Origin of the sequence: Arthrobacter sp. StoSoilB20 (assembly GCF_019977295.1) — a bacterium.
GTDB lineage: Bacteria > Actinomycetota > Actinomycetes > Actinomycetales > Micrococcaceae > Arthrobacter > Arthrobacter nicotinovorans_A.
On record NZ_AP024651.1, the window covers coordinates 2065994 to 2087238 of the forward strand.

The following is a 21245-nucleotide window of genomic DNA, read 5'->3' on the forward strand; positions in this document are numbered from 1 at the left end:
CACAGCGTCGTGGCACCCCGGAAACCGGATCGCAGCATACCGATGTTCACTGGTCAAGCCGGGGCCAGAGGTCTGCGTAACTGTTCGTTGCGCTGGATCGGCTGGCCTACAATTCCAATTACTAGCGCTTTGTTGTGCCCGTCACAGGGCAGGCAAGGTGGGGCCAACGTTGTCCCTTCCATACGCACGATCTCGAGGAAGGACGTCTCCCATGACCCATCTTCATAACCCCGGTTGGTCCGAAAAAATCGAACCGCAGGGTGCCATGTCTCCGTTCAAGCGCTTTGCCGCGCTCCCGGAGGCCCAGGGTCTTTACAACCCTGATAAGGAGAAGGACGCCTGCGGCCTGGCCATTATTGCCACGCTCCGCGGGGAACCGGGATACGACATCGTGGAAGCGGCACTGACCGCCCTCCGCAATCTCGAACACCGCGGCGCCGTGGGCGCCGACGAAGGTACCGGCGACGGTGCGGGCCTGCTGATGCAGGTTCCGGACGAGTTCTTCCGGGCCGTCACAGAATTCGAGCTGCCTGCTCCCGGCCAGTATGTAGTGGGCACTGCCTTCCTTCCTGCTGAGTCCCGCGAAGCGGATACCGCCAAGGCAGGCATTGAAGCCCTTGCCGCCGACGAGGGCCTCACTGTCCTTGGCTGGCGTGAGGTACCCGTGGTGGCTGACCTTGTAGGCGCCATGGCGCGAGCCTGTATGCCGTACTTCTCGCAGCCGTTCTTTGCCTCCGCCACCGGCGAGCAGCTGGAACACAACGAGCTTGATTCGCGCGCCTGGCGTATCCGCAAGCGTGCCCAGAACAAGTTCGGCGTGTACTTCCCGTCGCTGTCCTCGCGCACCATTGTGTACAAGGGCATGCTGACCACCGCCCAGTTGGAGCCGTTCTACCCGGACCTCTCGGACAAGCGCTTCAAGACCAAGCTGGCCATCGTCCACTCACGCTTCTCCACCAACACCTTCCCGTCCTGGCCGTTGGCGCAGCCGTTCCGTACCATCGCCCACAACGGTGAGATCAACACGGTCAAGGGCAACCGCAACTGGATGCGTGCCCGTCAGTCACAGCTGGCCAGCCCGCTGCTGGGCTCAGTGCCCGAAGAGCTGTACCCGATCTGCACCCCCGGTGCCTCGGACTCCGCTTCCTTCGATGAGGTTGCAGAGCTCCTTTGGCTGTCCGGCCGCCCCATCACGCACTCCATCATGATGATGATCCCGGAAGCGTGGGAGAACCACGCCACCATGGATCCGGCCCGCCGTGCTTTCTACGAGTACCACTCACTGCTCATGGAGCCGTGGGATGGGCCGGCAGCTGTTTCCTTCACCGATGGCAACCTTGTTGGCGCCACGCTGGACCGCAACGGCCTGCGCCCGGGACGTTATTGGATCACCGAAGACGGCCTCATCATCTTCGCCTCAGAGGTTGGCGTGATCGAGGTTGAGCCCTCCAACGTGGTCAAGAAGGGCCGCGTTGCCCCCGGCAAGATGTTCCTGGTGGACACCGAAGCCGGCCGCATCATTGACGACGCCGAGGTCAAGGCCGAGGTAGCTGCTGCAAACCCGTGGGCTGAATGGCTCAAGGACAACCTGATCGACATCAACGAGCTCCCCGAGCGTGAGCACGTGGTTCACACCGCTGCGTCGGTCAATATCCGCCAGCGCACGTTCGGCTACACCACCGAGGAGCTGAAGATCCTGCTGGGACCGATGTCCCGGACCGGTGCCGAGCCCCTCGGTGCCATGGGTTCGGACACGCCTGTGGCTGTCCTCTCCAAGCGCCCACGCTTGTTGTTCGACTACTTTGTGCAGTCCTTTGCCCAGGTGACCAACCCGCCGCTGGATGCCATCCGCGAAGAGTTGGTTACTTCGCTGAAGTGCGCCATCGGGCCCAACGGCAACCTCTTGGACGGCAAGCAGGTCCGCCAGCCGCAGATCTCCCTGCCGTTCCCGGTGATCAACAACGATCAACTCGCCAAGATCGCGAACATCGAAACCCCCGACGGCGATCGCATCGCCATGAAGGTTCGTGGCCTTTACCGCCCCGAGGGTGGGGAAGCGGCGCTTCGTGCGCGCCTGACCGAAATCTGCGAGCAGGTCTCCGGCGCGATCAACCGTGGCGTGCAGTACGTGGTGCTGTCCGACCGTGACTCGAACGCGCAGTGGGCTCCCATTCCTTCGCTGCTTCTGGTCAGCGCAGTGCACCACCACCTGCTCCGCAGTGCCAACCGCACCAAGACCGCCCTGGTGGTTGAGGCCGGCGACGTCCGCGAGACGCACCATGTTGCAGTGCTCATCGGTTACGGCGCATCTGCCGTCAACCCGTACCTGGCCATGGAGTCGGTGGAACAGCTGATCTCCAACGGCGATGTCACAGGCGTCACTGCAGAAGACGGCGTTTACAACCTCATCAAGGGCCTTGGCAAGGGTGTCCTGAAGATCATGTCCAAGATGGGCATCTCCACCGTGGCTTCCTACACGGGAGCCCAGACCTTCGAGGCACTGGGCCTGTCCCAGGACCTCGTGGATGAATTCTTCTCCGGCACGCACTCCCAGCTCGGTGGCGTGGGCCTGGACGTGATTGCCGCCGAGGTTTCGGCACGCCACCAGATGGCGTACCCGGAGGGCGGCATCGAGCACCCGCACCAGCCGTTGCTGGGCGGTGGCGAGTACCAGTGGCGCCGTGACGGTGAACCGCACCTCTTCAACCCGGAGACGGTTTTCCGCCTGCAGCACGCTACCCGCGAACGCCGGTACGACATCTTCAAGTCCTACACCAAGGGCATTGACGATCAGTCCGAGAACCTGATGACCCTGCGCGGGCTCCTGAAGTTCAAGGACGGTGTCCGTCCGGCGGTCCCGCTCGAGGAAGTGGAGCCCGTCTCCAGCATCGTCAAGCGTTTCTCCACCGGTGCAATGAGCTACGGTTCCATCTCCAAGGAAGCGCACGAAACACTCGCCATCGCCATGAACCGGTTGGGCGCCAAGTCCAACACCGGTGAAGGCGGCGAGGACGTTGACCGCCTGCTGGATCCCGAGCGCCGCTCTGCCATCAAGCAGATCGCTTCGGGCCGGTTCGGTGTCACCAGCTTGTACCTGACCAATGCCGACGACATCCAGATCAAGATGGCCCAGGGCGCCAAGCCCGGCGAAGGCGGCCAGTTGATGGCACAGAAGGTCTACCCCTGGGTAGCCCGGACACGTCACTCCACACCCGGCGTCGGACTCATTTCCCCGCCCCCGCACCACGATATCTACTCGATCGAAGACCTCGCCCAGCTCATTTACGATGCCAAGCGCGCCAACCCTTCGGCCCGTGTGCACGTGAAGCTGGTTTCGGAAGTCGGGATCGGCACGGTGGCCTCCGGCGTCACCAAGGCGAAGGCCGACGTCGTGCTTGTTTCAGGTCACGACGGCGGTACCGGCGCCTCGCCGCTGAACTCGCTCAAGCACGCGGGTGTGCCGTGGGAACTCGGCCTCGCCGAAACCCAGCAGACCCTCATGCTTAACGGTCTGCGTGACCGTGTGGTGGTTCAGGTTGACGGTCAGCTCAAGACCGGCCGCGACGTCGTCATTGCCGCCCTGCTGGGTGGCGAGGAGTACGGCTTCGCAACCGCGCCCTTGGTGGTTTCCGGCTGCATCATGATGCGCGTCTGCCACTTGGACACCTGCCCTGTTGGTGTTGCCACGCAGAACCCTGAGCTCCGTTCACGGTTCAACGGCAAGCCGGAGTTCGTGGTCAACTTCTTCGAGTTCCTCGCAGAAGAAGTCCGTGAGATCCTGGCCGAGCTCGGTTTCCGGAGCCTGGAAGAGGCAATCGGGCACGCCGAGGTCCTGGATACCCGCGAAGCGATCAACCACTGGAAGGCCGAAGGGCTGGACCTGGACCCCATCCTGCACGGGCTGGAGTTCGACGACGACGTGCCGCTGCGCAACATGACCGGCCAGAACCACGAGCTGGACAAGCACTTCGACCAGCGGCTGATCACCATGGCGCAAGAAGCGCTCAGCGACCGCATGCCCGTCAAGATCACCCTGGACGTCATCAACACGGACCGTTCCGTGGGTACGATGCTCGGCCATGTGGTGACCAAGACCTTCGGCATCGATGTCCTGGCGACCGACACCATCGACGTCACGCTCAATGGCACCGCCGGCCAGTCCCTCGGCGCGTTCCTGCCCGCAGGCATCACGCTGCGGATGTTCGGTGACTCCAACGACTATGTGGGCAAGGGCCTCTCCGGTGGACGCATCATCGTCCGCCCGGACCGCACCAACGTGTTCCAGGCCGAGCGCAACGTCATTGCCGGCAACGTCATCGGTTACGGTGCAACCAGCGGTGAGATGTTCCTGCGTGGCCAGGTGGGCGAACGCTTCCTGGTCCGCAACTCCGGCGCGACCGCCGTCGTCGAAGGTATCGGCGATCATGGTTGCGAGTACATGACCGGTGGCCAGACCCTGATCATCGGCCGCACCGGACGCAACTTCGGTGCCGGCATGTCCGGTGGTACTGCCTATGTGCTGGACCTTCAGCCTGAGCGCGTCAACAAGATGGCCCTCGATACCGGCGAACTGCAGCTCCTGGAGCTCGACGCCGAGGACCGCGACATCGTTCATGGTTTGCTGACCAAGCACCTTGAGGAAACCGAATCCGTCCTGGCCGGCCGTCTGCTCGAAAACTTCGACGACACTGCCGCCCGCATCACCAAAGTGCTGCCGCGCGATTACGCCGCAGTCCTGCAAACCCGTCTCGACGCCATCGAAGAGGGCCTTGACCCCGATGGCGAAGAAGTATGGTCTCGAATCCTGGAGGTAACCGGTGGCTGATCCACGCGGATTTCTGAAAGTCCGGCAGCGCGAGACGCAGCCACGCCGTCCCGTTCCGGTCCGCATCATGGACTGGAAAGAAGTGTACGAAGCCCAGGAAAAGGGTGTCCTGAAGAGCCAGGCAGGCCGCTGCATGGACTGCGGCGTTCCGTTCTGCCACCAGGGCTGCCCGCTGGGCAACTTGATTCCCGAATGGAACGACCTCGTGTGGCGGGACAAGGGTGAAGAAGCGATTGAGCGCCTTCACGCGACGAACAACTTCCCGGAGTTCACGGGCCGCCTGTGCCCCGCACCCTGCGAAGCGTCCTGCGTGCTGGGGATCAACCAGCCTGCTGTGACCATCAAGCAGGTTGAGGTCTCCATCATCGACCAGGCTTTCGACAACGACTGGGTCCAGCCCCTGCCTCCGACGCGCCTGACCGGCAAGACGGTCGCGGTTGTGGGTTCCGGCCCGGCCGGCCTGGCCGTGGCACAGCAGCTGACCCGCGTGGGCCACACCGTTGCCGTGTACGAGCGCGATGACAAGATCGGCGGCCTGCTCCGCTACGGCATCCCCGACTTCAAGATGGAGAAGGAACAGGTTGACCGCCGCCTTGAGCAGATGAAGGCCGAAGGCACCCGCTTCCGGACCGGCGTCGCAGTTGGTACGGACGTGACCTGGGAGCAGTTGCGACGCCGTTACGACGCCGTCGTGGTTGCCACCGGAGCGACCGTTCCGCGCGACCTTCCCATTCCCGGACGTGACCTTGAGGGCGTCCACTTCGCCATGGACTACCTGGTCCCGTCCAACCGCAAGGTTGCGGGGGAGGACCCCGCGAACCACATCGACGCCCGTGGCAAGCACGTTGTCATCCTCGGTGGCGGCGATACCGGTGCTGACTGCATCGGCACCGCGCATCGCCACCAGGCGGCCTCGGTGACCACCCTCGCGATCGGCAAGCAGCCGCCCGCCGAGCGTGCCACCCACCAGCCGTGGCCCACGTTCCCCACCCTGTTCGAGGTCGCCAGCGCCCACGAAGAAGGTGGCGAGCGTACCTACCTTGCATCCACCGTTGAGTTCGTTGGAGAAAACGGCAAACTCACCGGAGTTAAAGTTGCTGAAACCGAGTTCGTGGACGGCAAACGCCTTCCCAAAGCCGGTACAGAACGGATCATCCCAGCTGACCTTGTCTTCCTGAGCCTTGGCTTTACCGGTGCTGAGCCGGCAGGAATCACGGAGCAGGTCAGCGCAGAGTTCGACAGTCGGGGCAACGTTGCCCGCGACGGCTACTACATGACGAACACCGAGGGCGTGTTTGTTGCCGGCGATGCCGGACGTGGCCAGTCACTGATTGTGTGGGCCATTGCGGAAGGCCGTGCATGTGCGGCCGCAGTGGACAAGTTCCTGATGGGAAGCACCATTCTCCCGGCACCGGTCGCCCCCACCGACCGGGCGATAGCGGTCTTATAGCGCCGGCAGGAACAACCTTTTACTCAATCAGCATGAACTACTTAGGGTAGGTATATGAGACGCGCAAAAATTGTGGCAACTTTCGGCCCGGCTATCTCCAGCTTCGACAACACCCTCGCGGTGCTGGAGGCAGGCGTTGACGTTGCCCGCATGAACATGAGCCACGGCGACTACTCCGTGCATGACATCACCTACGAAAACGTCCGCAAGGCTGCGGCGCAGCTGGGCAAGCCTGTTGCGATCATGGCTGACCTGCAGGGACCCAAGATCCGTCTTGGCCGTTTTGTTGACGGACCCCACGAGCTGGCCGTCGGCGACACCTTCACCATCACCACCGAAGACGTCCCCGGCACCAAGGAGATTTGCTCCACCACGCTCAAAAGCCTCACCGAAGACGTCAATGTGGGCGATGCCCTGTTGATCGACGACGGCAAGGTGGCCATGCGCGCCATCGAGGTTGACGACGTCAAGGTTGTTGCCACCGTGACCGTTGGCGGCAAGGTCTCCAACAACAAGGGCATCAACCTGCCAGGCGTAGCCGTCAACGTTCCCGCCTTGAGCGAAAAGGACGAGGACGACCTCCGTTGGGCACTCAAGCGCGGCGCCGACCTCATCGCCCTCTCGTTCGTGCGTGATGCCTCAGACATCAAGCGCGTCCACGAGATCATGGACGAAGAAGGTCGCCGCGTACCGGTGATCGCCAAGATCGAAAAGCCGCAGGCCGTTGAGCAGCTCCACGAGATCATCGACGCCTTCGACGCCATCATGGTTGCTCGTGGCGACCTCGGTGTTGAACTGCCGCTCGAAGAGGTGCCGATCGTCCAGAAGCGCGCCATTGAACTGGCACGCCGCTGGGCCAAGCCGGTCATCGTGGCCACCCAGGTCCTCGAGTCCATGATCGACAACCCGCGTCCGACGCGCGCCGAGGCTTCGGACTGCGCCAACGCAGTGCTCGACGGCGCCGACGCAGTCATGCTCTCCGGTGAAACTTCCGTGGGCCAGTACCCCATCGAAACCGTCAAGGTCATGGCCCGGATCATCGAGTCCACCGAGGTTCACGGCCTCGAGCGCGTACCCCCGCTGGGCACCAAGCCCAAGACCCGTGGTGGCGCAATCACCCGTGCCGCCGTCGAAATCGCCGACCAGCTGGATGCCAAGTACATTTGTACTTTCACCCAGTCCGGTGACTCCGCACGACGCCTCTCGCGCCTGCGCCCGGTCAAGCCCGTCTTCGCCTTCACCCCGGTGGAGCACGTCTGGAACCAGCTGGCCCTCACCTGGGGCATCCAGCCGGTGCTGGTTCCCTCCGTGGGCCACACTGACGAGATGACCGCACAGGTTGACAAGAGCCTGCTCGAAATGGATCTCGTGGAGGAAGGCGACCTGGTTGTCATCGCTGCCGGTTCCCCTCCCGGACAGGCCGGTTCCACGAACTCGCTGAAGGTCCACAAGGTGGGCGACCTCGCCGACACCTCCAAGACCGACGACGGTTCACGCAAGGAACCCGTTGGCCCCTGGCCGGAAAAGAAGTCCAAGGCCAAGAGCTAGCTCTTCGGTTGTTGAATGCGGGCCCCGCCTTTTGGTGGGGCCCGCATTTTTGTTGGCTCAGTGGGTGCGTACGGCTTTGGTGCGTACGACGGCGGCCGCCCACCTCGTGCGAGGTGAGCGGCCGCCGTCGTGCGTTTGAAGCTAGTTGACCTGGTTGATGATGGTTTCGGCAACCTCGCGCATGCTGAGGCGGCGGTCCATGGAGGTCTTCTGGATCCAGCGGAAAGCTTCCGGCTCCGTCAGGCCCATCTTGGTGGTCAGGAGGCTCTTGGCGCGCTCTACGAGCTTGCGGGTGGCGAACTGCTCCTGGAGGTCGGAGACCTCGTTCTCGAGCGCCTTGATTTCCTCGTGGCGGGACAGGGCGATCTCGATGGCCGGGATCAGGTCCGCGGGGGAGAACGGCTTGACGACGTACGCCATGGCGCCGGCATCGCGTGCCCGCTCCACCAGTTCCTTCTGGCTGAAGGCAGTCAGCAGGACAACGGGAGCAATACGTGCCTTGACGATCTTCTCAGCCGCGGAAATGCCGTCCATGACAGGCATCTTCACGTCCATGAGGACAAGATCAGGCTTCAATTCCTCGGCCAGCTGCACGGCCTTCTCGCCGTTGTCTGCCTCGCCGACGACGTCGTACCCCTCGCCCTTCAGGATCTCAATAATGTCCAGGCGGATGAGGGTCTCATCCTCGGCTACGACAACGCGTCGGGCCGGCTGGGCTGTGGGTGTGGACTCCGTCTGTTCGGTCACGGGATCTCCTTGAAAAGGTTCGGCGGGTTCATGTCCATCTTAGTGTGGACTCTTTGATGGCTGGTTTTTGTTGCATCAGCGTGCCCGGTTCTTTGAATCAGCCTATCTGCATGTAGAGTAGTTTCGCGTGCTGGGAAAGGATCGCGTTGCTCACAGAAATGAGAGCAGTCAGCGAGATTTAACTTCCAAGTAATCCGCGCCCGAGTGGCGGAATTGGCAGACGCGCTGCACTCAAAATGCAGTATCGAAAGGTGTGTGGGTTCGAGTCCCACCTCGGGCACAGTAATGTCGCAGGTCAGGGGCCTATATGGCCCCTGACTGTTGACAAAACCCCCAAATCTGTTGACACGGAACTAGCATTTTCATGTGGCTAGTATCCGGAAACGCGTCAAAAAGGACGGCTCTTCGTCCTTCATGGTGGTCTGGCGCGACCCCAAGATCCGGAAGCAGCAGGGCATCACTGTCGACTCCGCGCATGAGGCGGAAACGCTCAAGCGGTTGCTCGATGCGAACGGCCAGTCCTTCGAAATCGCACAGCAGGCACTGCTGGACAACAGGGCAAAGATACCCACTGTTGGCGAAGTAATCCAGGAGCACATCGACCTCCTGATCCGGCCGTCGAGCGGGACTGTGAAGACGTATCAGACCATGCTTGATCTCCACGTAAAGAAGGTCATCGGGCACGTCGCCGTCGACAAGCTGGATTATCGGATGATCGCCTACTGGGTGAAGTCGATGATGGCCAAAGGGCGGTCGCCGAAGACGATCAAGAACGTCCACGGGCTGATCTCTGCTTCGATGAACACTGCGGAGATGCTGGGGTACATCACGCGCAATCCTTGCCGCGGCGTGCAGTTGCCTAGCGTCGAAAAGGCCGAGGATGAAATGATGTTCCTCACCCATGCTGAGTTCGGTCTGATCATGGACGGTATGGGGGAGCGGTACAAGGACTTCACCAACTTCCTGGTGATGACCGGGACGCGCTTTGGGGAAGCCACGGCGCTGACCGTCGCGGACATTGATCTGCTGGGCAAACCGGCGACCGCTCGGATTAATAAGGCATGGAAGCGGGACGGGCAGAACCAGTTCTATATCGGCCCGACGAAGACCGGCGCGGGCAAACGGACCATCGGGTTGAACCCGGCGCTGGTTGACCTGCTCATCCCGTTGGTGGCTGGACGCCTTGGTGGTGACCTGCTTTTCACGACACCCAGAGGTGAGCGGATTGTTCACAAACTCTACTGGCACCACTACTGGATGCCGGCGGTCAAGGCAGCCCAGGATCGCGGCCTGAGGAAGAATCCACGTATTCACGATCTACGCCACACCCATGCCTCGTGGTTGATTCAGGATGGTGTCCCTATCTTCACTATCTCGCGTCGGTTGGGTCACGCCTCGACCAGGACTACAGAGGGCGTCTATGGGCACCTGATGCCGGAAGCGCTGCAGGCTGGGGCGGATGCAACGGAGCGGTCGGTGTCGGCGTTCATGCGCTGATGCGCCGAGCTTTTTGTGTTCCCTTACGAAGCCATGCGGTTGCGTGCTCTAGTACCTATGAGTCGAGTGTTGGCGTTGTTTCCTTCGCGGCTGTCCGCTGCCGGGTCGGCGCCGGGCAATACCTCGCTGAGCCTAGCGATCTCCGTGATGTGATCAGACGTGAAGACGATTTTTCCCTTGCCCCAGCATGCGTGCGGGAACCGTCCCGATGCAGCGCCGTCACGCAGCCATCCTTCGCTGCAGCGCATGAGCGCCGCAGCCTCAGCAGGTTCGAAAAATTCCAAGTCCATGTCAAACCTCGTCGTTTGTTCGCCTCGGCTTTTCATTGCTTTAAGCACCCGCAGGAACATGACGAAAGTGCGAGGGTCCAGGACTGTCTCTAAAGGGAAAGGTTCACGAGGCAGCTAATGTCTCCCCGAGGGAGGCTGGCTACATGGATGAAAGCGCCGGATCCCACGGATCTTTCTGGTTACCGTATGTCTTGATAGTCATTTTGCTGCGAAGTGTCTCGGTTGTGTTCGACGATGCAGTTCACGAGGCAGGATGACTGGATGAGGAGGCTTGGGTATACGAGCGTCAGTACAGCTGCCCAGGATGCGCGGTTGCAGTTGGATTCGTCGTTGTCCGTGGGCGTGCAGCGGCGTGATGTGTTTTCGGACGCTACTTCCGGCAATCGGGCCGCGGGTCAGCGGCCGGGTATAAGAAGCTCCTCGACTATGCGGAAGCTGGGGACACCCTGGTGGTCTTACGGGTGGACCGCCTGGGGAGGTCTTTGATCGACGTGCTGAACACCGTGAACCTGCTGCAGGGCAGGGAAGTGGCGCTTCGTTTCTGATGGAATAGACCCTGCAACGAGCACGGGCAGGTTGATGCTGAATATGCTGGCTACCTTGGCTGACTATGAACGCGAATTGATCACTGTGCAGGCCAACGTCGGTATCGCTGCTGCCGAGGCCAATGAAACCAAGGTCGGCATGCCTTTTTGGTAGATCCCGCAGTTGTCGCCGGGAAACTCGAGATCGTGCAGCAGGAGCGAGCCAAGGGCCGCACGGCTGAAGAGGCCGCCAAATTGGTCGGGTGGAGCAGGGCAACTCTGTACCGACATCAGCAAGCTCACGCTGCCAGATCAGCCGCACCTGGTTCTTGAGGATATTCCGTCACCTCGAATAGGGCGGCCGGTTGTCACTGTAAAGGTTGTCAGCTAAAGGGAGACTCCCTGGTCCTCGGTGATCCAGTCACGTGAAGGGCAGGCCCATAATGTAAGTGTTCAGTCGAGGCCGTTGGACGCTCTGGGCGCCCTTGCTGTGCCTGCGGGGGTGGTGTCTTTCTGCCACTCCGTACGCACAGCGATGATTAGCTCGCGATCCTTTGAACGCAGTACTTTCTTGAATGCCTTGGATCGCGCGCCGGCGGTGCCGACGAAACCCCTGGAGATTAGCTGCGTGAATGCCGTTCGCCCGAGGTACTTGGCATTGTCGTAAGTGACACGAAACCCGCCCCTTGGACCAGACATAAACGTCTCGTCTTTCATCGCAGGCCTCAACCAATCAGCTGGGATGTGCATCCCTTTGAGAGTCTTGCCGTCGAGTTTGCTTCCCGCGTCGCCGCGAACGAACTTGAACCAGAATGGCGTTCCGAAAGCGCGCCAGTCGGCAGCTGTCGCCGATGAGTCCTTTCCACTCGGCATCAGCTCGAGTTGCTTCTCGATTTCCCCTTTCCTCAAATACGCCCACTCTGAACCGCTGGACGGCTTAGGCGAGGGGACCTTCTCAAGCCGTTTGTACTGAATGAAGGTGAATGAATCGTGGATTTGATCCCAGTAGAGGAGGTCGACCCCTAGTTCCAGCTCAATTGGCTTCTTGTTGACAGACATGACAATCAGCTTCGTCCTATCCCACTTATCCGTGAACTCCGTGACGCTCGCCGCACGCTGCTTTCCAGTCAGTTTCCCGTCGAAACGCTGGAGGTCGAGGGGGAGAAGCTCCTCTTCGAGGTCCACTTCGTAGCCTGCGTTGAGAAGTGTTTGGAGTAATGTCTCGTTCTCAGTCTCTGCTGGCGGGGACACGAAGGCATCTGCCGGTAGTTCGATCTCCGCAAGTTGAGCAGCGAGCTTTACGGCGTCCTTCGCCTCCACCCGGGATTGTTCGACACTTGTTGGAAAAGTGCGGAGTTCGCCGAACACCTGCGCCAACCACTTCGACACAGAGGGATCCATACCCGCGAGGTGGTTGAGCAGGGTTTCGGCAATTTCAGGGTCGAGTTTTCGTGAGTGGTAGTCGGCTGGCAGGTCTCCGAGTTCGACAGGCTCTCCTTGCAAAGAACTGACTGGGACAGCTTCAGGCAGTCGGTGAACGGGAGTCAGTGTCGCCCTCACTGTCCCGCTCGCCACGCCGCCGATCCCGTTGACAATCGCGAGGGCTACGATGGCGTCACCTGTTGCCACATCTATATCATCGTCGTAGTCGTATTCGTAGTCCGCCTGGACGACTACGCAGATCGCGCCCACCGTGGGAGCGGCGTCCTTAGCAAACGCTTCAGAGATGCGAGATGCGCCCAAATAACTGATCCGGTTTGCCCCCTTAGCGCAAACGAGGTGAAGGGCAGCGGGAACCGCGTCGAGTTTATCAGGCATGGCTATATTCAAGCAGAACGCCAAGCATACTTTGCTGTTGCTCGATGAGGGCTTGCCGCGGCGAGCTGAATTCGGTCGGTGAGCGGGCCTCTGCCAAGTGTTCGGCTAGCGGTGATCGCACTGACGCAGAATGTACCCCCGCCGCGTGGCACACTGCAACAAAGCGAGGTCACTGCGTCAAATGACGCAGTGACCTCGCGAGTGGATCTAGAGGCAGGGATCAGAACCTGGGCAAGGCCAGTAGGTTGTTGTTCCACTGGCCATCGGCGTAAGTGCGGAGGTACGCGGCCGCGTTATCGGGGCGGACCACCCCCACTTCCACTTTCGAAGAGCCGGTCCCCACATAGGCGCGGCCCTTTTTCACGTCAATCCACTCGACCATCGTCGGCTTGTTGCTCGTGCCCGTGTTGTTGTCCGCCTCGTTGATCCATTTGTAGCTGGTGATGTGGAGGTGATCTTCCGGGTATCCCTCAATGTGTACGTGGGTGATTCTTACGGCCATGGCCTACTCCTGGTGCATCGGTTGTTTGTGTTAAATTCGCTCGGTTTGCTTAGCTCACTGGGTTTGGCAGCGGGGGGAGCGTGGAGATCCGCCCTCTGAGTTCAGACCCGCTGTGTGATAGTTCCGCTGGGGTTCCGCCGCGCAGTTGAGTCGGTGACGAACCTTCCCGTTGCGGCCGAGCGGTTCACGCTACGTCCGTTCCCGGTTCCGGCGCCGACCCGCTCACTGGTCGTCGTCCGGGGTGACCGGGCGGCAGCTGCCTTGGTGACAAAGCGCCCGGTCCGGGCGCTGCGGCTAACTGATCGTGCCATGGTGTCCTCCTCAGAACACTCATCCGAGGGGGAGGGTGACCATTCACGGCCGCCGATGACTCCGTTAGAATCGCTGCTACCACTAACCATGGAACTTGCGGTTCTTACCTCGAGTTGCTGGGCGGATCCGTTGTCGCGGGTCCGCCCTTCTGCATATCGGACTATCCCGATATTTCTAGTCTAGTCGCATCTTGCATCAAGAGCAAGGGTGATGCGCAACAACGAGTTTTGACGTATGATAGTGACTACAACATGGGCATTTCCTGTAGGGTGTTATTCACATCAGGGGTGAAGGACGGCTTACGGAATGCAGGTGGACTACGAGGACGAGGATCTCCGGAGACTCGCCTACGAGCCAGACCCCCGCACTTCACGTTGGGCCCCGAACCTAACCAAGGCTTACAGGCGAAGGATCCAACAGCTCCATGCGGCGGTCACTGATCAAGATTTGAGAGCACTGAAGTCTCTTCACCTGGAGAAGTTGAAGGGCGACCGTGCTGGAACATGGTCGATTCGAATAGACACGCAATACCGGCTGTTTCTTCGGTTCCAGACTCAGCATGGCGGCCGAATAGCCATCGTTGTTGAAGCCGTTGACTACCATTGAAGGACTGATAGCTATGGCCCCCGAGCTCGTTGAAGCTTTCCCTCCTGGGGATTTTCTTTCCGAGGAGCTTGAAGCACGTCATTGGTCCCAGAGTGACTTTGCCCAGATTCTCGGACGTCCGGCGCAGTTTGTTTCGGAGATAATCGCCGGCAAGAAGGAAATCACTCGCGAGTCGGCGGCCCAGATTGGGGCAGCTCTCGGCACGGGCCCGGAGTACTGGCTAAACCTGCAGAATTCCTATCTTCTCTGGAGCCAGTCCCAGAATGCAGCTACTCGAAAGGAGCTGGACGAGGTCAAGCTCCGTGCTCGGATGAATGAACTCGCCCCAGTCTCCCTGCTACTTAAACGCGGCATCCTGACCGGAAGATCTTTAGAGGAACAGGAAAGCGAACTGGTCGATCTGTTCCAAATCCAACACATTGAAGATACTCCGCGCTTTCTCGCCGCAGCACGCCGTTCTAATCGCGACGAAGAACCCACTCCGACCCAAAAAGCCTGGCTGGCCTGCGCTCGTAAGCATGCGCAAAAGCTTCAAGTTAGTAAATACGATGCGGAAGGCCTCACGAGGCTGGCCGAACGGCTGTCCAGAGTGGTCTCTGCCCCAGAGAATTTTGCAAAGCTCCCTGATGAATTTGCTTCGGTTGGCGTGCGTATCGTTTATGTCGAAGCATTTCCTGGAAGTAAGCTCAACGGGGCCTCTTTTCTTCTCGACGACGATACCCGGCGACCGGTAATTGCTCTCTCGGGCCGAGGTAAACGACTCGACGTCGTCCTCTTTACTTTGCTCCACGAAGTTGCGCACATCCTCCTAGGGCATGTGACGCCCGAGCGCCTGGTAATTGATGAAGACACGTCTAGCGAGCCGACAGAGCTAGCGGCCGACGAAAAGGCCGGCGAATGGCAGATTCCAGGGGGACTCCCGACTCCGCCTGCAGCCGTGCGTAGAGGATGGATCGATTCTAACGCTCAGCGGATAGGTATTCATCCGGTGGTTGTACTTGGGAGACTGCAACGCGATAAGGCTCTTGACTACCGCACGGCTCTGGCAAAAGGTGCTCCCACTGTCAATGCGCACCTAGAACGCTGGAGTCAGTCAACGCTTCCGTCCAATATCCTTTCAGTTTCTTCAGGAGCGCGCCGGAGCCGCCCGGACTCATAGGGAGTCTGGATTGAGGGTTCTCTTGTATCGACTGGCAACCTATTGAAAGGGACTGACCGATGTCCTATGGACCGGCCGAGCAAGCGCCGAAAGTGCTGGTTCCGGCCGAGGTAAGGCAGCGACTGGCTGACAGCCGGGATCTGCTCTTGTCACGCCTTGAGCACGATCAAGAGATTGAGAGCACACTGCACACCTTCCCTGAAGTCCAACCGGGAAGTGTGCTGGAGGAAGACGACCGAATTCTTGGTGGTTATGCGTTGTCGCCATTGGTCCTCGACCTGTTGAAGACCGCCACCCAGATATCGGGCAGCCTTCGGGCAATGATCGTCGTGGAAACCGAAGGTGGTGCCGATGTCTCAGCTCCTCTACACGGTCCGTATGCTCTCGTTCGCGCTCACATGGAATCAACGAGTCAAGCGTTGTGGCTCATGGCCCCACAGTCTCGACGAGCAAGGATACGAAGGTGCATTCAACACTGGTGCAGCGAGGTAAGACTCTTCAATGGCTTTCAACATGAATGGTCGAAGTCATTCGCCTCCCGGGAGAGCATCGGGTATGAGGATCTAAGAGCGATTGCATCTGAGGCGGGTCTAACACTCGACGGTTTTCCCGGCAGGAAGTTGTGGGCTCCCGCTGGATCGGGTGACATTCTGAAGTCGATTGAATTTGCTCATGAAGGAGCCATGATCACGTGGTTTAACTCCTGGCAGCTGTGCAGTGGCTTCGCCCACAGCAAGCAATGGGCGTCAATATATTTCAATGAGCACAAAGGAACTGCCACAGACGGTGAAGCAATGGCTTCCTCATTAGGAAGCGAAGTGTCATTACCTGTGCTCGCCACTGTTGTGCACGAAGCCGGGCTGCTTCTTGACGAGGCTTCCAGGCGCTATGGCCAACTATCTACGAGGCCACATGCTGCCTGGCCGCGCTAACTCAAACGTTCGAGGAGTGGAGTTCGATGACAGCTCCACCTGTGGTTGTTCTGCTGCCGCCGGTCTCGTTGCATGGAGGGGCTGCCACGCCCGTCGATGCCCGGCGGCTCCGTTGCGTCCGACGAACGGATCGTCACCTTCCTCACCAACAATGGGAGGTACTTGTAGCCGGCATACTGATCGAAAGCCAAAGCTGGGGGGTTTCGGTCTTCCATTCATTGAAGAGGCTCACGCAGAGGCTGGGTTCCGGATCCTGTCCTAGCCTCGTCGTCGTGAAGATAATCGCGTCATCAGGCGTCGGCTCTTGAAATTTTTCGAGGACTGCTGGCACCTTGTCGAATGGATGAAGAGAGATACTGAGCTTTCGGCCGCGGTTAGGGAGAAAGTTATGAAAGCGGCGTGGAGCGCATACCGATGGTGCTTTGTGAGGCGGGGGGGTAGTGAGCACCTCCAAGAACCACACTCGAGACGGGCGTCAAGGCCAGCCGGAAAAAGCGACGGCGCGAGTAATGGCAGTAAAGATGCCTCAGGGCAGATGGTCGCCGACGGTGAAGATCACCGTGTGGCAGCCACCGGCATCCGAACCCCAGGATTACGATGCGCGCACTCTCGCCGCCGACTGTATGTCTTGGTGGCAAAGTTTCGTGAAGCAGAACGAACTATCCGTTCCGTGGGAAGAGGCGTAGTGACGTTAGCCGTCCAAAAGTCGAGTGTGTCCAGATTCAAAGCAATGAGACAGGTCACAGTACTCAATCGGCGCAACCGCTTCGCGACGGCTGTACTACTTCACGACAGCGAACGGCGAGGAAGTTTGTGTATGCCGTGGTGAATGTTGCCTCGTCGGCCACCTCTTCAGCGGAAAAGTTCTTGCCCTCTGGTAGCCCTAAGGATTTGGGCAGGGTTGCGGCTACTTTCTGGTGCGCTGACCAAGCTTCGTCACTCCCATAAACAGATATCTCGTTGACCTGCCCTTGGAATTTTGAGCGTGCGGTGACGAATTTGGTGAAGGCCGCCTGGATCTCCTGAGATGTTTCTGGAGCAGGCTTTCCGAATATAGCTCTTGCCGCCAGCCAGTACTCGTTTGCTGAATCGAGGTACGCCCTATACGAATGTTCGCGCTGTTCGCGCTGTTTCTGCTGGGCCTCTGCGTCGATCTGCATTCTCGTTGTTTTTACGGAGGTTTCGGCTGCAGTGTTCGAACCATAGACGCCGGCCGTGATGGTCAGAAGACCGACGCCCAGGCCGACCAGACCAGAGGTTAAGTTCGGGTGGCGTTCCCACCAATGCTTCCGTTCATCTACTGAGTCGCCGCTAGGAGTCATTCATTCATCGTAGGGCGTGCTGAAGCGAGGGAGTGTTACGCTTGGGAGCCGCATGCACTGAAGCGAGCCCCTTGAGGCCGTCGCCTTGGACCTATCCACTGACCGACCATCCCATATCCAAGGAGGTGAAACGACCTGTCTACGAGGCCGACCTAAACTGAGTCCATGGTGGAACAGTTCCAGAAGCAGTACGCCAGCCCAGCAGCTATGAAGCTCTACGGGGGAGCCCGCCATTTTCGGGATCTTGAAAGAGAAATCGGCGACTGGACGGAGAATAATCCGATTCTGGCGCCGACCAGGCCCTTCTCCGGGGAGGCCAATTCCTACGAAATGTTTATGCCTGATAAGCCGGAGATCCCCTTACTGGAATGGGGCAGCCGCTTCGGGGATGCGGTCCACAACCTGCGTGCCGCGCTGGATTTGTTGGCCTTCGAGCTCTGCCACCTTGAAGGCGTCGGGCCACAGAAGCCTACGGAGGTCTACTTTCCGGTCCTTGACGATAGCCGCAAATGGAACAACAAGATCAAGCCGCTAGCGTCTATACCGTTTGCACTTCTCCAGCGAATAGCGGACGTTCAGCCATGGCATGCGGACGACCCAGCGGCGCACGTGCTGACCCTAGTGACGGCGCTGGATAACCTGGACAAGCACAGATCAACGGTCGGAATGCTGGCCCTGCCGGGAAACGTGACCCCTCCCCGGCTTCATCCGATGCCGGACAGTGCAACGGCCGACCTGTGGGGACACCCTTGGTTCACAGCTTCTTTCGACAGTGAGACGCCCCTGAAGGATGTTCGTTGGCCGGCGTTGTGGCAGGTGGAGCCCATGCCAATGGTTTGCTTCCATGACCGCATGACGCTTATGGTTCCGCTGCAGCGATGGCTGTATCAAGAAACTGACAGGATCTTCAGGTACATCGTTTCTGGAACGTGGCCGAAGTTTGGGGATCTTCCCGAGCCGGAATGGGTATCGCTGCCTCCGTTTCCGAGCTAGGCCGTTCCAAGCCTACGGTGACGAAGCCCGCCCCAGACGACTAGTCCCGTTGTATCCATTCCGAAACGCAAACTTCGGAGTAAAGCCTAAGAACTCGTTCAAGGGAGCTGAGTGCCTGGCGCTTTGCAAAGCGCCGAACGGCCCGGGCCGTCTCGGGGTGTTCCGGTTCTAAGAAAAGTCGGTCTGCTGGTGCGCCACGGGTTGAGCTTGCTCGCTATTCGCGGTACTGGCCTTGGGTGCTGGGTTGTTGAGACGCGGACGATGAGCTTGGACGGGAGTTCCTTGTTAGCTTCCGGCTCGCGGCCCAATTCAACTGCTCCCGATCGCACACCCGAAAGACTGGGCTGCAGCCAGCGAATAATTCCGTTTGGGAGCGAAGGGCGAGAGCCCTGGCGAGATATGACGCAACCCGACCGGCCACAGCGGTTCCAAGGAGGACATCCGTCGAACGAGAGGCCGGCGCCGCTAAATGTCTCGCGGCAAACGGTGGACTAAAACCTCTGCGCTTGTACTGCTCTCTGGACATGTCCAGAGAGCAGGCGTTCAATTGAATTGAGGGTACGTCGGCCTGGCGCAGCAACTTGCGTCACGTCACTACGAACCGAGGGGAAACACATCACTGGGGATGCCCGTGCCAATGAACCTATATACCTCAGGGCTATCACCGGCGGAGCGCGCCGCGAACGCCTTCGATTCGTTGGCGCTTCCGATTCACCTGAACCTGCAACGACTCGTCGAAGTGGTCGCAGGTGTCAGGCATAGGCCAATACAGATTGAAGCTGCAGTAGCACTGAATGGTGGATCGGTCTGCGGTTTGTGGCTGTCCACCGAGGATGTCGAAATTATCTTGCATGCAGTCAGCCCGTCTGGACTTCACAGGCAACAGTTCGTCCTTCACGAGCTGGGGCACATGGTCTTGAGGCACGACGAACTTGTCGTGCCGGCGGACTACATGGAGGTTCTCTTTCCGAACCTCTCGGCGGGTCTCGTGTCTCGGGTGTTGGCTCGCAGCAGCTTCACTGATCATTTAGAGGCCGCCGCGGAATCGCTCGCGGATCTCTTTGCAGCAGCAATCAGGAACAGCGCGAAAGAGCCAAGATCGTTCGAGAGGGTTTTCGAATGATCCAGATTGTGGTCGCAGCTCTGATTTGGCTACTCGTCATCTGTCTCCTCCCTGGAATCAGGAGACGGCGCGATCATAGCGTGCTGACGGCCGCAGTCACGATTTCAGTCTCACTGACGCTCAACGTCGATCAGCTCTACTTGGGCATTGATTCTGTCTTGGGCGGTCGCAACCTCGTGGACCTGTTGGCCAACATATCTATGGTCGTGGGCATCTACTTTCTCTCGAGAGCTATCCTCCGGGCGGCGACGCCGGATGAGACAGTCGGGAAACGAGACCGGGCAACTCTAATTCCCTTGGCCGTGGTGATCATGGGTCTCGCAGCCAGCTTCAGGGCCATCGTCACTCAGGGCAGTTCTACTCGGTTCATGATGGATTACGGTGATCAGTGGCCCGCTGCCATCTACTCAGCGATCCAGTTCGTTTACATCGGTTATGTGGTTAGCGCTACCGGTGTTACATGTTTTCGATTTCGCGGAGATATGTTGAGACCCTATTTCCGCACTGCATTTACGTTCATTGGGGTTGGCTGTAGCTTCGCCGTTCTTCTCGTATTGCTTGTGCTGGTCATGGACGTTCTGCATTTGCAAGGACGCCTGGACACTATGCGTGCGGTCTCGCCTATTTATGATGCGGCGGTCGTTGCCGCCATGGCCTTTCTGTGCGTAGGTCTGGCGATCCCGCCTGTGGCGCGTCGAGTTCTGCGGCATAGGGAATCTGCGACCGAAGAGGAGTTACTCAGGGGCCTCACGAAAATCTGGGAAAAGACAACAAAGAAGCGGCAAGACGTTCGGCTCGTGCGGGACACCGATGTCATCAGCCCTCAGGATCGGGCGCAACGGCTCCATAGAATGCTTGTTGAAGTACAGGATGCTCTACTAGTCGAGCCCGGTTTAGGCAGTTCCTTGGACATCCACGACCTCAATGTCATGAACGCTGCTGAGAATTATCTTGCGGGACCTTTCGTGCGCAAAGATGCAGTTCGTCGACGAAAGGGGGAGCAGGCGATATGACGGATGATGCCAGTTCCTCCGAAACCCCTCAGGCCCGATTGGCGCGAAAGCTCAACCTTCTCCTTGACCTCTATGAGGCCGAGGGGTCGGAGGCGTTGACTTACCCCGAGATCAATCGGCACATGAGTCAACGCGGAACGCCACTTTCCCGCTCGCGGTGGGCCTACATGCGAAGCGGTGATAGTTCGCTGGCGACCGATCCCATGCTGCTCCGTAACCTTGCAGAGTTCTTCGGCGTAGACCGTGACTACCTCCTCGATGATGCTGGTGAGATACCAGGGCTCGTAGAGTCTCAGCTGGAACTTCTCCGTTCCCTGCGTGAGTCACGCGTGCGAAACTTCGCCGCTCGTCAGTTGGAGGGGATCTCATCGGAAACCCTGGTAAGGCTCCGCCAGGTGATTGACGAACGCAAGAGGGCTCAGGGGGTGGACGATGCCGACAGTAACCGGTCGTAGGGCTCTAGGGGTCGGAGTTCTTGCTGCATCCGGGACTCTGTTTGCAGGCGTCGCCGGTGCAGCATACTTCGCTCGTCAGGTTGTAGTCCCGAAATACAGTCGTCGTGAGGATTTGGATGTTCGGGCGGT

General features: G+C 59.6%; 17 protein-coding genes, 1 tRNA gene and 1 pseudogene. 13 read left to right on the plus strand and 6 right to left on the minus strand.

Features of this window, described 5'->3' with window-relative positions:
• Positions 1 to 211: 211 nt before the first annotated feature.
• Genes gltB through pyk form a run of 3 tightly spaced genes read left to right on the plus strand, consistent with a single transcriptional unit; the run spans position 212 to position 7823 of the window.
• Positions 212 to 4825, plus strand: a complete 4614-nt coding sequence (gene gltB, locus LDN85_RS09335; RefSeq protein ID WP_223945183.1) for a glutamate synthase large subunit — start codon at positions 212 to 214, stop codon at positions 4823 to 4825.
• Positions 4818 to 6275 (plus strand): glutamate synthase subunit beta, encoded by a 1458-nt coding sequence (locus LDN85_RS09340; protein ID WP_026540369.1) that lies wholly within the window; start codon positions 4818 to 4820, stop codon positions 6273 to 6275. The genes gltB and LDN85_RS09340 overlap by 8 nt, the downstream gene beginning before the upstream one ends.
• A gap of 54 nt (positions 6276 to 6329) precedes the next feature.
• Positions 6330 to 7823, plus strand: a complete 1494-nt coding sequence (gene pyk, locus LDN85_RS09345; protein ID WP_223945184.1) for a pyruvate kinase — start codon at positions 6330 to 6332, stop codon at positions 7821 to 7823.
• Positions 7824 to 7964: 141 nt separating this feature from the next.
• Here pyk and LDN85_RS09350 read toward each other — a convergent pair whose 3' ends face one another.
• The gene (locus LDN85_RS09350; protein ID WP_026540371.1) at positions 7965 to 8570 is read right to left on the minus strand and encodes a response regulator; all 606 of its coding nucleotides are present in this window, start codon (positions 8568 to 8570) and stop codon (positions 7965 to 7967) included.
• Positions 8571 to 8768: 198 nt separating this feature from the next.
• On the opposite strand from LDN85_RS09350, the gene LDN85_RS09355 reads away from it, so the two are divergent.
• Positions 8769 to 8850, plus strand: a tRNA-Leu gene (locus tag LDN85_RS09355).
• Positions 8851 to 8936: 86 nt separating this feature from the next.
• A complete protein-coding gene (locus tag LDN85_RS09360; RefSeq protein ID WP_223945185.1) occupies positions 8937 to 10067 on the plus strand; it encodes a site-specific integrase in 1131 nt (376 codons plus the stop codon).
• Between the two features lie 23 nt (positions 10068 to 10090).
• On the opposite strand, the gene LDN85_RS09365 is transcribed toward LDN85_RS09360, so the two are convergent.
• The gene (locus LDN85_RS09365; protein ID WP_223945186.1) at positions 10091 to 10357 is read right to left on the minus strand and encodes a hypothetical protein; all 267 of its coding nucleotides are present in this window, start codon (positions 10355 to 10357) and stop codon (positions 10091 to 10093) included.
• A 261-nt stretch (positions 10358 to 10618) separates the two neighbouring features.
• Between LDN85_RS09365 and LDN85_RS09370 the strand changes: the two are divergent.
• Positions 10619 to 11214, plus strand: a pseudogene (locus LDN85_RS09370) (recombinase family protein).
• A gap of 120 nt (positions 11215 to 11334) precedes the next feature.
• Here LDN85_RS09370 and LDN85_RS09375 read toward each other — a convergent pair.
• From LDN85_RS09375 to LDN85_RS09385, 3 genes are all read right to left on the minus strand, one after another.
• Positions 11335 to 12699, minus strand: a complete 1365-nt coding sequence (locus tag LDN85_RS09375) for a hypothetical protein (protein WP_223945187.1) — start codon at positions 12697 to 12699, stop codon at positions 11335 to 11337.
• A 220-nt stretch (positions 12700 to 12919) separates the two neighbouring features.
• The gene (locus tag LDN85_RS09380) at positions 12920 to 13201 is read right to left on the minus strand and encodes a DUF3892 domain-containing protein (protein ID WP_223945188.1); all 282 of its coding nucleotides are present in this window, start codon (positions 13199 to 13201) and stop codon (positions 12920 to 12922) included.
• 101 nt (positions 13202 to 13302) lie between these two features.
• Complete coding sequence (locus LDN85_RS09385) at positions 13303 to 13512, minus strand: ABC transporter ATP-binding protein (protein ID WP_223945189.1); 210 nt, start codon at positions 13510 to 13512, stop codon at positions 13303 to 13305.
• 307 nt (positions 13513 to 13819) lie between these two features.
• On the opposite strand from LDN85_RS09385, the gene LDN85_RS09390 reads away from it, so the two are divergent.
• Genes LDN85_RS09390 through LDN85_RS09400 form a run of 3 tightly spaced genes read left to right on the plus strand, consistent with a single transcriptional unit; the run spans position 13820 to position 16210 of the window.
• Positions 13820 to 14119 carry a type II toxin-antitoxin system RelE/ParE family toxin gene (locus tag LDN85_RS09390; protein ID WP_223945190.1) on the plus strand — a complete coding sequence of 100 codons (300 nt, stop codon included), beginning with the start codon at positions 13820 to 13822 and terminating at the stop codon, positions 14117 to 14119.
• 13 nt (positions 14120 to 14132) lie between these two features.
• Positions 14133 to 15278 (plus strand): HigA family addiction module antitoxin, encoded by a 1146-nt coding sequence (locus LDN85_RS09395; RefSeq protein WP_223945191.1) that lies wholly within the window; start codon positions 14133 to 14135, stop codon positions 15276 to 15278.
• A 59-nt stretch (positions 15279 to 15337) separates the two neighbouring features.
• The gene (locus LDN85_RS09400) at positions 15338 to 16210 is read left to right on the plus strand and encodes a hypothetical protein (RefSeq protein WP_223945192.1); all 873 of its coding nucleotides are present in this window, start codon (positions 15338 to 15340) and stop codon (positions 16208 to 16210) included.
• A gap of 749 nt (positions 16211 to 16959) precedes the next feature.
• Here LDN85_RS09400 and LDN85_RS09405 read toward each other — a convergent pair.
• Complete coding sequence (locus LDN85_RS09405; protein ID WP_223945193.1) at positions 16960 to 17532, minus strand: hypothetical protein; 573 nt, start codon at positions 17530 to 17532, stop codon at positions 16960 to 16962.
• Between the two features lie 165 nt (positions 17533 to 17697).
• On the opposite strand from LDN85_RS09405, the gene LDN85_RS09410 reads away from it, so the two are divergent.
• The 4 genes from LDN85_RS09410 to LDN85_RS09425 all read left to right on the plus strand — a co-directional run bounded on the left by LDN85_RS09410 (position 17698) and on the right by LDN85_RS09425 (position 21116).
• Entirely contained in the window at positions 17698 to 18525 is an 828-nt protein-coding gene (locus LDN85_RS09410) for a hypothetical protein (protein WP_223945194.1), read from the plus strand.
• A 637-nt stretch (positions 18526 to 19162) separates the two neighbouring features.
• Positions 19163 to 19648, plus strand: a complete 486-nt coding sequence (locus tag LDN85_RS09415) for a hypothetical protein (RefSeq protein WP_223945195.1) — start codon at positions 19163 to 19165, stop codon at positions 19646 to 19648.
• On the plus strand, positions 19645 to 20661 hold the full coding sequence (locus LDN85_RS09420; RefSeq protein ID WP_223945196.1) for a hypothetical protein: 1017 nt from the start codon (positions 19645 to 19647) through the stop codon (positions 20659 to 20661). The genes LDN85_RS09415 and LDN85_RS09420 overlap by 4 nt, the downstream gene beginning before the upstream one ends.
• Complete coding sequence (locus tag LDN85_RS09425) at positions 20658 to 21116, plus strand: hypothetical protein (protein ID WP_223945197.1); 459 nt, start codon at positions 20658 to 20660, stop codon at positions 21114 to 21116. Before LDN85_RS09420 ends, LDN85_RS09425 begins: the two co-directional genes overlap by 4 nt.
• Positions 21117 to 21245 lie beyond the last annotated feature (129 nt).